This is a genomic window from Fortiea sp. LEGE XX443 (genome assembly GCF_015206815.1).
Lineage (GTDB): Bacteria > Cyanobacteriota > Cyanobacteriia > Cyanobacteriales > Nostocaceae > Nostoc_B.
In genome coordinates, this window is the sequence record NZ_JADEXZ010000019.1 from 31,313 (window position 1) to 43,740 (window position 12,428).

A 12,428-nucleotide genomic window follows, 5' to 3' on the forward strand; every position below is an offset into this window, starting at 1 on the left:
TATTGCAATAATTAATACATACGTTCATAACGGTCGAGGCGAAGAAGCAAGCGGATCAGTATTACTGAAACTGCTGCTGCTACCAAACCAGCTAGCAGCGACAACCATACATAATGATTCACTAATAAAATGGTCGCTGACAGAGTAAATCCACTGATTATCAAAGCGTAGCTTATTCCTAGTTGAATATTACCCTGTCGCCGCAGCAGACGTTCTGATTCTATAGAACGCACTCGTACCCGCATGTCACCGCGCTCTAATTTCTCTAGGGTATCTTCTAGCCTACGTGGTAGTCCAAAGGCAGTCGTACTCACCTGAACTGCTTGACGACTTAATTCATTCAGGAAGCTATTACTGTCAGCACCATTCATATTTGTCATAAGTTGCATTGCATAAGGTTGGGCAACTTCCATAAAATTAAACTCTGGATCTAAGCCCTTACCTACCCCCTCTAGAGTGGAAAAAGCTCTCATCACAAAAGTGAAAGTTGCGGGAAATCTAAATGGCTGATTATAAGCTATTTCGTATAGATCATCACTAATTGCTGCCACCGATTGGGTTTCAAACGGCTTATCCATAAAGTTATCCAGCATATACTGAACAGAACGCCGGACTGGCCCAATATCATCGACTGGGGCGATCGCTCCCAAATCAATTAGAGATTGTACAACGCGATCGCCATCTTTTTGGGCAATCCCAAACAGGGTTTCCATAAGTCCTTCCCGGATATTGGACTTAATTCGCCCCATCATGCCAAAATCGTAGAAGATCAAACCACCATCTGCACTTACAGCAATATTACCTGGATGGGGATCTGCATGGAAAAAGCCATTATTGAGTAGCTGATGTAAATAAGCCTGAGCGCCTTGACGGGCAATTAACTTGCGATCTAAACCCGCAGCTTCTAAAGCTTCATATTGACTTATTTTAATTCCAGGCAGATATTCTAAAGCTAGAACGCGTGGGGAAGTGTAACGCCAGTAGATCCTTGGCACTTTCACCCAGTCATAACCGCGAAAGTTGCGGCGAAATGTATCAGCGTTACGACCTTCACTCAGATAATCAATTTCTTCCCAAAGAATACGACAACATTCTTCGTAAATCCCCAGCCAATCTCGGCCTTTACCCCACTTGGGATGGTTTTGGAAGTAGCGAGCAATTCCCTTAAGAATTTGTAAATCTATCTCAAATAACTTCTTCAGTCCAGGACGCTGTACCTTGATAACAACAGCTTCCCCATTGTGCAGCACAGCTTTATGTACTTGCCCTAAACTCGCAGCAGCTAGAGGAATAGGTTCAAAACTTTGGAAGAGTTCAGGAATTTTCTTTCCTAATTCTTGCTCGATAATTGTCTCTACTTGCTCATAGCTAAATGCGGGGACTTTATCTTGCAACTTCGATAACTCCTCGACATATTCAGTCGGGAATATATCCGCACGAGTTGAAAACAACTGCCCAACTTTAATAAAGGTAGGCCCTAAGTCTAGTAGAGTATTACGCACCCAAATTGCTTGAGCTTTGCGCCTTGCAGCTTGTTTTGCTTCCGTTACACCGCCTGGGTAACTCCAAGATTTGTTATAACGCCACAGTTTGAACATAAAGGTCAACACAAAAGACCAAATGTCCACAAAGCGGCGTTTGCTAGAGTAGTTTTCACGATTCCAACGGTATGCTTTGTCTGAATAACTTTGTTCCATATCTTTTGCGTACCGTTGGTTTGTCACCGAATCAACTGGAAGATAAGACACTCTGATTCCTAAACTGTTTTTGATGAAGGTGTCATTTGCTAATGAGCATTGACTGTTGACTAAACAGAACTACTGCGATAACGCTGTAATTCATTCCGCAATAGAGCAATTTCTGCTCGCAATTCATCAATGTTTGCTTGCAAATCAATTGAATCGGAAGCACCTGTGCCTGTTTGACCAGCATTAGCCGCTTCTGCTGCCCGATTTGCTCGTTCTGTGACTTCTTCTGTAAACTGACGCAGGTGTTCTCTCGCTTCCGCATCAAATTTACCGAACTCACTCAACGCATCGGTCAAGGCAACCTCTAGACGCTCATTCATCACTTCAGCTACCGCTCTGCCTACGAAAAAGGCTTGTAAAAGGGGGTTACTCATAAATTTTTGTTACGCTCATCCGCAAGAGAATTATAACTTGCCCGTATGCTTCACTGCTTCTATCTAGAAGTTTGAGGTTAACTTTACAAGTTAAAGTTAGATATTTTACAGTTAATAATTATAATCACATAGATATATAATTATTGAACTAAGTATTAATTACTATATTAAGAAAATCTAAAAATATTTGATTAATCTGCTTAAGAGATATTCTGATTTGCTTAATTTCTTTATTTAAGAGGGCTTTATGGCGTTTCGTGTTTTAGTGCGGCACATTTCGTTGAAATTAGGGGCTAGAGGCTAGTTAGGGTTTACATCATGTCGTTGATAACTGTTATAAAATTAGCTTCCTTTTGAATACAAGATTGAAGTTTATGTTTATTTACAGTTTTAATTGTTATACCAAAAAATCAACGATTTTTCTCACATTTACATCAAATCCAAGTTCATATTTTAAGGTAAAAAAACTAATTTTATTTAAGTAAAAAATATAAGCAACAAGGGATTATAGTAACAAATGTGGAAGAAAATTAATTTACAATATTCACATCAAAATTAATTATGTTTGAGAATTTTTATGATTTGCAAAAAAACACACTTCGTAAATTCGCTTTAATTTTTTCTGCTATTAGTTTAACTATTAGTAGCTGTACCCCTGAAAGAAGATCCATGCTCAGAGCAACATCTGAAAATTTCCGCAATCAAGCCGTTGAAGCTATTACAGCATATAGAGAAATTAATCAACTACAGTTAAGAGAATCAACTGAGGATAATATAGACTCAACTATTGCTGAACTACTAAATAATCCTATCCTTGAGAATAATGATGAGGGCATCGATTTTCAACAGCTAGATTTAATTATTTTAGGAGATAAAAATCAGCCATCAGAACTTGATACAGCATTAAATAATTTACAAGCAGAATATGATAAAGCTGTAGAAATATTTACTAACCTAGAAACAATTGACATTGGAAGTAGAAAGATAGTAACTCAAGCAGTTCAACCAGCCCGGTGTTTAACAGTTAAAATGCTACGCCTTGCTCAACTCTTACAAAAAAATCCACCAAAACCAAAGAATCCTGAAAGAGCAGTAATTGGGGTAGAGCTAATTAAGCTGCGTCAACAGTACAGACAAATTAATATATTAGAAACTCAGAAGAAAGAAATTGAAGATCAAGTTAGTATCCTAATCAATAAGTGGCGTAATCTGGATTTAGAAGAAAAAGAAATGGTAGAGACTGCGATCGCTAAATTTATAGTAGCAGCAGATAAAGGTCAAAGGCTCTCAAAACTTATTGATGAATATCCTCATCTTAGCTTTGATGTAATTTCGTTTAGAGTTACTCAAATTTTGAGTTTAACTACAAATATTACTGGCAATAACTACAGTTCACTGACAGGAAAAATCAACACTATTGAGCAGGAAATAAAATCAGATCAAACTCTTAGTAGTTTCTTTATAGATGTTGTTAATGGTCAATCAAAGCCAGATAAATCTCAACTTAAATGCCAACTTTAAAAAGGTGTGAATAATGAATAATGACCCTATGGATAGTACACCGGTAGATAATAAAACTATAAATGGGCTAGTTATAATCATCAAACAGCTGCAATCCGAACCTAGTGATAGTATTGATTTACAAAAGCTGCAACAACTAGAAGATAAATTAGAAGATATATTACTAACCCTACAATTTGAGTTGAAGCAAGCTAAGGATAAAAGTAATTGGGACTCAGTAAATAAATTAAGACCAGCGGTTCGGGAATGTAAATACACAATAGATAGTATTAGAGCCGCGATTATCAATAAAATTGTGATTGGAGTGAATTCAGAAAATCTCCAAGAAATGCAGAAAATTTTGCAAAATCTAGAAGAAGCGCATCAAACTCAGATGCAGATTAATGTTGTAATTGGTTTGTTTGGGTTTTTACGTAGGCTATTATCTGGTAGAATTTTATTCTAGGATAAAGTTGGTAATGTACATAAGCCATATCTCTACTTACTTAAATTCGTAATTAAACATTATGAATTACGTTCTCCTTGCGGAGGAACAAGCGTTCGACTGAGTTCACGCCGAAGTCTACACGTAGCGTCTCACAGAAAGCGTCATTACGAATTGCTAAATTCTACCTGCACTAACAACTGGTAAAGAATTTACACTGATACCACGGACAAAAACATCTACACAGGTATCGATATATTCATCACAGGTATAGCTGTTTTTCTTGAGCTTGACATTACGGCAGAGCATACCTGCTAGTAACACTCCTGTAAACATATCGATCGCTGCCACTGGATCAAGTTCCGGTCTAACAGTACCACGTTTCTGACCGAATTTGAGGTAAGTAACTAGTTGTTCGCTCCAGGGTTGAACGGCTTCTTGGATAACTTGCTTGGCTGCTTCTGGATGACGTTTAGCTTCCCCAATGAAGGTACGAATCAAATCTTCTTGGGCTTCCAGCATAGTATTGTAGAGTTCGGCATAGCGTCTCAAGTCAACACGCAGATTTTGTGTCCAAGTTTCGGGGTGAGCTAAAGCTTCTATTTGGAGTGCTAGAGCATTTTCAAGGACTGCTTTGAGGAGTTGTTCTTTGCTGGCAAAGTGACGAAATAAAGTTACCTCATTCACCTCAGCAACACGAGCTATTTCACGGGTAGTTGCGCCTTGTACACCTAAACTAGCAAATACCTGTGAGGCGGCTTCTATCAAACGTGTACGGGTGAGAGTCGATGAACGAACGTTTTTAATCATTTTGCTTGTAAGTACTTGCTTGCATTATAGAATTTAAAAAAGATGGTATTAAGCAACTTAATACAATGTTTAGCAAAAAACGGCAAAGCTCAGAAAAGAGGTATGGTCAAGATTAATAAAGCTTTACTAATCAATACTGCCTACTTGCGGGTGTAGCGATGTTTAACGCCAATGGGGAAATATTCGCGATCGCCTGTTGCTGTTAGAGTAACCTGTGGTGTTTGATATTCTGAGGGGACGTAATTAGCAAACTCGCTGTTAAGGCGTAGTAATTGCGTAAGAATTGCAGCAGCTATGGCTTGGCGTTTATCTTCACTACTTTCAACGCCTGGTGCTAGTTCTACAACTACAGATAAAAATCGGTTCTTGTCGTCATCTTCCTTGACTTGCAACACGAATTTACCTGTAACCCATTTTTGAATGACTGGTTGTTCTAATCCTACGGTGACATTTTCTGGATAAATATTTGCGCCAAAGTAAGAAACTGTAAAGTTAGAGCGTCCAAAAACGTAGACGAAAGGTAATGAGTGAATTCCTCTTTTTGAGTGCTGAGTGTTTGAGGGGAGATTTTCTAGTGGGTTAAATTTCCATTCCGCCAAAAACTCCAGCATGGCATCATAGCTAATAATTCCACCAGTGTCTAAGATGTCATAACGCACTAAAGGAATACCATTGTCTCCAGAGAACAGCAATGAGCCATTTTTCACCTCGAAAAAACGACTCGTGGGGTCATATTGTACTAGTGTGGGTAAACGAGATTCACCAAATAACGTTCTAGCAGCATCAGGATTTTCGGCTAAGAAACGACGAATGCAGATACTCAAAGGGGTTTCATTACCCAACACACCAGCATCCGCAGTTCCATAAAGTGAGGCGAAATCGTAGCAAGGATTTTGCGAACCAACTCTTTCACCGACTAAACTGCGCCATTCTTCGCTGAATACTTCTCCCGCCATGACTAGCTTCATGTGATATTTCTGCCATTTCACACCACGGCTAACGCCAGTGTCAATCACATCCTTAAGGAATGGCGGATATCCTAAAAGTACAACTTGCTCAAAATTTCCACCCAGTTCTTGAACTACCCGCAAGATTTCTTCTTTGTTGTTACCGGGAGTAATAACTGTGATGGGATAACCTTTACTCGCAAGATAGCGACAGCAATTGGTGGTGAACATCCCGCCTACCCAAGTTCCTAGGGTGAAACAAATCACTGCGAGGGTGCGTCGGGTATCTGCATTAAAACTATCATGAAAAATTTGCTCAAAGCGTATGGCGATTTGCAATTCATCTGTGAAGAAGCGAGGCCAAAATGTTGGTTTACCTGTGGAACCGGAAGAAGCGGCTATCATATCGCACGCGGCTAACTGACCGTTGCGGCACAAATCAGACAAAGGATAATGCAGTATATAATTTTCTTTGGCGATCGCAGGTAATTTCTGAAAATCGTCCAGAGTTTGAATTGTCTCAGGATTAATCCCGCTTGCTGCTAAAAAAGCCTTGTAAGCCGGGACATTAGCGGCTACATCGTGAAATAACGTTAAGACTACTGATGAACTAGCAGTGTTCAGATGCCTTTGTAGTAAGGTTTCTATAGGTATAGATACAAAATCTACAAATGCTCTGATAGCCCGTTGCTGTTGTGAATTGCAGTTCATCACGCTGACTCATCCTAATGTTGTGATTTAACTTAATGCGCTAGTGTAGAAAAATAACTTTTATTAACAAACATATATAAATAAAGCTCTATTCTGCCGATGATTCCTTGATCTGGCCTCTGTTTGCAGGCAATTTTAGACAGCATGTCCGTAAACAGAACCGCATTTGTTGTAGTAATTTATAAAAACCCTAATTTATCCTTCAGCACCATGCAAGTTTATTGCAGTAAACAACACACAAATCTTGGCAGTAATCGGTTTTGTACCTCTTGCGGTGAACCATTGCCTCTTGCTGTTGGGCAAATCGTGGATCAACGCTATCAAATTATACGTCAGTTGGGACAAGGTGGTTTTGGACGTACTTATTTAGCGGACGATAGACATAAGGCTAATCAAGTGTGTGTGCTGAAGGAATTTGCACCCCAAGTGCAAGCACAGCAAGATTTACAAAAAGCCAAGGAGTTATTTGAACGGGAAGCAAGTGTGCTGAAACAACTCCAGCATCCGCAGATTCCGCGTTTTCACGCTTCTTTGCAGGTGAAAGTAGGCAGTAAAGATTTTTTCTTTCTCGTTCAAGATTATATAGAAGGTGACAATTATTACCAGTTGTTAGAACAACGTCAAACTTTTAGTGAGGCAGAAATCATTACTCTTCTGCAACAGATTTTACCTGTGTTATCTTACATCCACTTACAAGATGTTGTTCACCGTGATATTTCACCCGATAATTTGATTTGGCGGCGTTCTGATAATTTACCTGTGCTGATTGACTTTGGTGGTGTAAAGCAGTTACCAGCGTCTCAAGGTTTTTGGTTTACTAAGTTAGCAGCCAATCACACCTTATTAGGTAAAAAAGGCTACGCGCCAGAAGAACAAATTCGGCAGGGAAAGGTATTTTTGAGCAGTGATTTATACTCTTTGGCGGTGACAGTATTAGTATTATTAACAGGTAAAGAACCGCAAAAATTATACGATAGCTATCAAGGAATGTGGTATTGGGGTAAAGAAATTCAGGTTAGTCCCAAGCTAGAAACTGTGTTAAAAAAGATGCTGGCTTATAAACCGAGCGATCGCTATCAAACAGCCGAACAGGTTCTCAAAGATTTACCATCGCCAGATGTGACTCAACTTAGCCACCCATATATTACCAAACTGAAGACTCAGGTAGTTTCTCCCGGACGACAACGCGCCAACGCTATAGTTAGTAAAATTCATCACAGGACTCAAGCCGTTACCCGCGCTCTGTCTTTACCTGTTTGGTTGCGTCCATTTGCTGTGAGCCTCGGCGCTACAGCACTGGTTGGTTTAACATTTGCTGGGACTTTGGCTGCGGTAAATGCTGTGGTTCGAGGTATAAATTCAATTAGCATACCTGCAATTTCGTTGCCCCAAATACCATCACTTCCAAATCCTATTAGCCTACCAGTCAGTGACAAAGGACGTAAAAATAATGCTGAGGTGATGGCGCGTCGTCAAGAGCTAAAAATACCAGAAGTTTTCTTTACTCGCATGGTAGACAATTTATTTTATGATAAGAGACCAGACATGCAAGGGCGGAGCCTGACATCTAAATCGGGAGATACAGCTTTGCGAGATGAATGGTTTAGAATTGCTGATGACTTGTTGGATAAACTAGAACAGGCTGAACTTAGCACCGCCACACATCAAAAATTAGGAAGCTACAGTCAAAAAGATTACGAAAGATGGAGACTGCAAGCCAGAACAGGAAAGTTGGGTAACTATACAATCAGTCAGTTAAACAAAGAGACAAATCAAAAATTTGAGCAGTTATTTCCTGGTAAACAACGGGAGAAACAGAATCAACAAACTTACGGTCAAATTTGGTATGCGATCGCGGCTGATAAAGTGAGTAAAATACAATCGAACAATTAATTAGGGTGTAAAGGTGATGAGTGAGGGGATAAGGAAGCAAGGGAGCAGGGAAAGAATATCTTACTTAGCACTATTGACTATAGACCAATGACTAAATTTTATTGTTCTAAAGGTCATGAAAACCCCGCAGGTAGTAGATTTTGTCTCCAGTGCGGTGAAAATTTGCAAGATTTACCTGTCAGTTATAGTATCCAACCTGGATTAACTTTAAGCGATCGCTATGTAGTTGTGCGTCAAATCGGGCAAGGTGGATTTGGACGTACTTATTTAGCTGAAGATATCAACCGCTTCCGCGAACTTTGTGTTTTAAAAGAATTCTCTCCCCAAGTTCAAACTGCTTACGTTTTACAAAAAGCCGAAGAACTTTTTCAGCGAGAAGCAAGTGTCCTCTACAAATTGCAACATCCCCAAATTCCCCGCTTTCGGGAATTGTTTCGCACAAATCTGCAAGGTAAAGAATATCTCTTCTTAGTGCAGGATTATGTGGAAGGGCAAACATATAATTCTTTATTAAATACTCGCAGACAGCAAGGCTTACGCTTTACAGAAGCAGAAGTACGCCAACTCTTACAGCAAATTTTGCCAGTTTTAGAGTACATTCACTCTTTGGGTGTAATTCATCGAGATATTTCGCCAGATAATTTAATTTTACGCGCCGCAGACCAGTTGCCAATATTAATTGACTTTGGTGGTGTCAAACAAGTAATTGCCACTGTTGCCTCTCAATATTACCAACCAGGTGTAGCAGCACCGCCTCCAGCACCAACCTTATTGGGAAAAATCGGCTTTGCACCGCCAGAACAAATGCAAACTGGTTCCGTATCTCCCCACAGCGACTTATATGCTTTGGCAGTAACGATATTAGTGCTGTTGACAGGCAAACAACCACAAGAATTACTAGATAATTACACTCTCACTTGGAAATGGCAACAGGAAGTTAGCCTGAGTCCGATGTTAGAACAGATATTAAATAAGATGTTAGCGCCTCGTCCGAGCGATCGCTATCAATCTGCCAGTCAAGTTTTACACGCACTTAATCCTACACCTGTTAACTATTATCCGACTCAACCACCAGTTACACCGTCTCCTGCAACATCAGCCACTTTTGCTGTCTCCCCTTCTCCTCCAGTTACCCCAGCACCACCTCGTCCTACCCCTGTATCTCCCATACCCATTCCGCAACCAACTAACTGGTGGACACCAACCAAAACCTTTGCTGCAACATTAGTCTTAGTTGGTGTTGTTGGAGTATTTTGGTTGGGTACAAATCGCAACAATAACAATGGTGGAAATACTGTTTCTACACCCACCCCAACTGTTACCCAACCTATTGATCCTTTAGCGAATTATTCGCCAGAAGAAAAGCAACGCAAAGAAAAATTAAGCGATCGCCGCCAAGAATTAAATATTGATCAAAACTTTTATGTAAACTTAGTTAATCAAGTTTTTTGGCGGAGAAACCCTAGTTTGCAGGGACGCACTCTTAGCGATGAACCAGAAAATGAGAGTTTGCGAGCTGCATGGGATCGAACTGCTAACGAATTATTAGATAAGCTTTCGCAATTGAGTACTAAAGCACGTCGCCAACTAGGAAATTATACCGCAGCCGATCGCGATCGCTGGAAAGCAGCAGTTAATAAAATTAACGTCGGCAGTCGCGCTTTGTATGATTTAGGTGATGCAGCTTTCTACAATATATTTCCAGAACAACGCGGGAGAGATTTTTTAGGTGAACCCATCGGCCAAGTTTGGCATGGGTTTGTGAGCGATCAACTCAATGCTATCCTGGCTGGTAGTGCTTTTGAGAAGATTGTCTTTGCTCCAGAGGCTACCAGTAAAACAGTTACTGGCACTCTCAAACCTGGTAGCGGTAAAATTTTTATCGCCGCACTTTCTCAAGGGCAAACATTGGACTTAAACCTCAAAGCCAATACCAAAGTTTTGTTATCAGTTTATTCGCCTTCGGGAAAAATCAAATTTTTAGATGACTCGACAAAACGCACCTTGTCAACAAAATTACCAGAAGATGGATATTATGAGTTTGCGATCGCGTCTACAGCCTCAACAGCAGTAGATTATCAACTCACCATCGCCGCCGAAAATCCCGTCCCTGTAGAATCACCCACGCCAACACCTACGCCAACACTCACACCTACTCCCACGCCTACTCCCACTCCCACGGAGATACCCACACCCACGCCACCAGAAACAACACCGTAGTACCGTGCTGTAGTAGTCTTAAATGTTTTATAGCAATTGGTATAAATCCGATTAAGATTAACTTATGATCAGCAAAAAACACAAAAAAATGCCGAGATCAAAAGTTTGATTATTTACTTTTGATCTCGGCATAGTTATAGCAGTAGCCAAGGCAGTTAGGACATCGGCCAATGATAAAATTCATGCACTAAAAGACTTTTAACCCTGTTACCTGTCACCGTTCGGCTGACGCTCACGGCGGAAGCCTGTTACCTGTCACCTGTTATAATTTTGGGAAGTCCTTAATCTGCTATCCTTTCAAAATTTTCAAACAGAGTACCAGGCCCAACAGTAGATGATGTATTGACTCCACGGATTTTCTGTCCCCTATCAAGGATCACGCCAAACACATTGTTAACACTTTGGGTTCCGTTTAAATTTAAGAGACTAAAAGTAATTTGAACCGTGCAATCAGACTGAACTTGATAGGTTCCTAAAATGTTACCTTCTGCAACACCACCTGCAAGAACACTAAAACCACGCCCATTGAAATTACCCTGTCCATCAAAACGAACAATTCTGACTGCGGCTGCGGGAGAGAAAGGAGCTTGATCACCAAAAAAACCGCTGACTTCAAAGGCGTAAGTTCCCCTTAAGTTAGCATTTCTACACTGTGCATTATCCGCCAATACTTTGCCCGAATTGATGAAAAATGAAAGAGGCAATGCTGACAAAAGACTAATAGCTAATGTTGCTTTCATACTAGTTTGTTTTTACTGTAAATCTGATTACGAGGCGTGATGCGTAAAGCCCTCTTTTTCTAAAAGAGGGAATATCAGAGTTAAAAGCGTCAATCCTACAGCCTATTAAATGCACACAAGCTTATGCGGCTTTAACGGTTGCTCAATCTTATGTTTTTGTGCATAGGCCAGCAGTTCATCCATTGATTCTGTGAAAGCTGTAAACCATATATTGACTAACTCAAGTAGTTCTTGACGAGTTTCATCTGTCAGTTGTATCTGTTCAAAAAAAGGCACCACATCATCTGTAGTCAGATTGTGGTTATTTTCCATTTCTACGTGATGTCCCCCAAAATAACGGTATTGTTTTTTGGTAATTGGTTGAAGTTCTGTAATAACTGGTGCTGTCATTGAGAAAAAAACATTTGCTGCTGCTTCTGCTACTTCCATAGCTACTAGCCTCTGGAGAGGCTGAGATTTGAAAATATATCGTTCAATTTGAGGGCAAACTTGGCGTGTTTTCTGGGTTTCTTCACCCCAAAGAAATCTCAAAGCATCAGTGAAGCTAAGTGATTCATCAAGCCCCAATTTGTGAATATCTTCTAGAAGCCACTGCCAATGGTTTTGTTCTTCATAAGTGTGTTGATTTATTAATGCCTGAATTGTGTTATTGGTTGGCTCTTCTCTAAAAACATATGTGCATAGCTCTGCAAAACCCATAACTAAAGGAGAAAGGCAAGGAGCAAAAACCAATCTTTGTCTTGGATCTATACTTTTGTCTTGTAAAAACTCAAATAATGGCAATTGAGCAAATTCTTGTTTTCTCTGTTCAATCAAGGCAAAGACTTCTTTCATGTATATACCTTTCTATTATTCTATTACCAGTACTAAATTTTGTTTAATTGGACAAATACTGGTAGAGTTATTACTAGAAATGTATGCCGATGGAGTTTGGTATTACATCAGAGCATCCAACTATTTTTTATTCAATAGAATTATGAAATATTTATGGAAATTAGTATTTATCTACTTGAATACATGGAAATAGGACTGTACATTAT

Annotated in this window: 10 protein-coding genes; 4 read left to right on the top strand and 6 right to left on the bottom strand. The window is 39.9% G+C overall.

Annotation, left to right across the window (positions count from 1 at the left end):
• Nucleotides 1–11 precede the first annotated feature (11 nt).
• Together IQ259_RS09905 and IQ259_RS09910 are read right to left on the bottom strand one after the other, a co-directional pair.
• Nucleotides 12–1,697 carry an AarF/ABC1/UbiB kinase family protein gene (locus IQ259_RS09905; protein WP_193884258.1) on the bottom strand — a complete coding sequence of 562 codons (1,686 nt, stop codon included), beginning with the start codon at nucleotides 1,695–1,697 and terminating at the stop codon, nucleotides 12–14.
• A 110-nt stretch (nucleotides 1,698–1,807) separates the two neighbouring features.
• Nucleotides 1,808–2,122, bottom strand: coding sequence for a DUF6825 family protein (locus IQ259_RS09910; RefSeq protein ID WP_193884186.1), 315 nt, complete (start codon nucleotides 2,120–2,122; stop codon nucleotides 1,808–1,810).
• A 669-nt stretch (nucleotides 2,123–2,791) separates the two neighbouring features.
• On the opposite strand from IQ259_RS09910, the gene IQ259_RS09915 reads away from it, so the two are divergent.
• Both IQ259_RS09915 and IQ259_RS09920 read left to right on the top strand, forming a co-directional pair.
• Nucleotides 2,792–3,643, top strand: coding sequence for a hypothetical protein (locus IQ259_RS09915; RefSeq protein ID WP_193884188.1), 852 nt, complete (start codon nucleotides 2,792–2,794; stop codon nucleotides 3,641–3,643).
• A 13-nt stretch (nucleotides 3,644–3,656) separates the two neighbouring features.
• Entirely contained in the window at nucleotides 3,657–4,088 is a 432-nt protein-coding gene (locus tag IQ259_RS09920) for a hypothetical protein (protein ID WP_193884190.1), read from the top strand.
• 156 nt (nucleotides 4,089–4,244) lie between these two features.
• Here the strand turns inward: IQ259_RS09920 and IQ259_RS09925 are convergent, their stop codons facing one another.
• A complete protein-coding gene (locus IQ259_RS09925) occupies nucleotides 4,245–4,877 on the bottom strand; it encodes a TetR/AcrR family transcriptional regulator (protein WP_193884192.1) in 633 nt (210 codons plus the stop codon).
• Nucleotides 4,878–5,017: 140 nt separating this feature from the next.
• Nucleotides 5,018–6,535 carry a phenylacetate--CoA ligase family protein gene (locus IQ259_RS09930; protein WP_193884194.1) on the bottom strand — a complete coding sequence of 506 codons (1,518 nt, stop codon included), beginning with the start codon at nucleotides 6,533–6,535 and terminating at the stop codon, nucleotides 5,018–5,020.
• A 210-nt stretch (nucleotides 6,536–6,745) separates the two neighbouring features.
• Between IQ259_RS09930 and IQ259_RS09935 the strand changes: the two genes are divergently transcribed.
• Both IQ259_RS09935 and IQ259_RS09940 read left to right on the top strand, forming a co-directional pair.
• A complete protein-coding gene (locus IQ259_RS09935; RefSeq protein WP_193884259.1) occupies nucleotides 6,746–8,428 on the top strand; it encodes a serine/threonine-protein kinase in 1,683 nt (560 codons plus the stop codon).
• A gap of 87 nt (nucleotides 8,429–8,515) precedes the next feature.
• Nucleotides 8,516–10,648, top strand: coding sequence for a serine/threonine-protein kinase (locus IQ259_RS09940; protein ID WP_193884196.1), 2,133 nt, complete (start codon nucleotides 8,516–8,518; stop codon nucleotides 10,646–10,648).
• A gap of 281 nt (nucleotides 10,649–10,929) precedes the next feature.
• Here the strand turns inward: IQ259_RS09940 and IQ259_RS09945 are convergent, their stop codons facing one another.
• Nucleotides 10,930–11,388 carry a hypothetical protein gene (locus tag IQ259_RS09945; RefSeq protein ID WP_193884198.1) on the bottom strand — a complete coding sequence of 153 codons (459 nt, stop codon included), beginning with the start codon at nucleotides 11,386–11,388 and terminating at the stop codon, nucleotides 10,930–10,932.
• A 105-nt stretch (nucleotides 11,389–11,493) separates the two neighbouring features.
• Nucleotides 11,494–12,222, bottom strand: a complete 729-nt coding sequence (locus IQ259_RS09950; protein ID WP_193884200.1) for a hypothetical protein — start codon at nucleotides 12,220–12,222, stop codon at nucleotides 11,494–11,496.
• Nucleotides 12,223–12,428 lie beyond the last annotated feature (206 nt).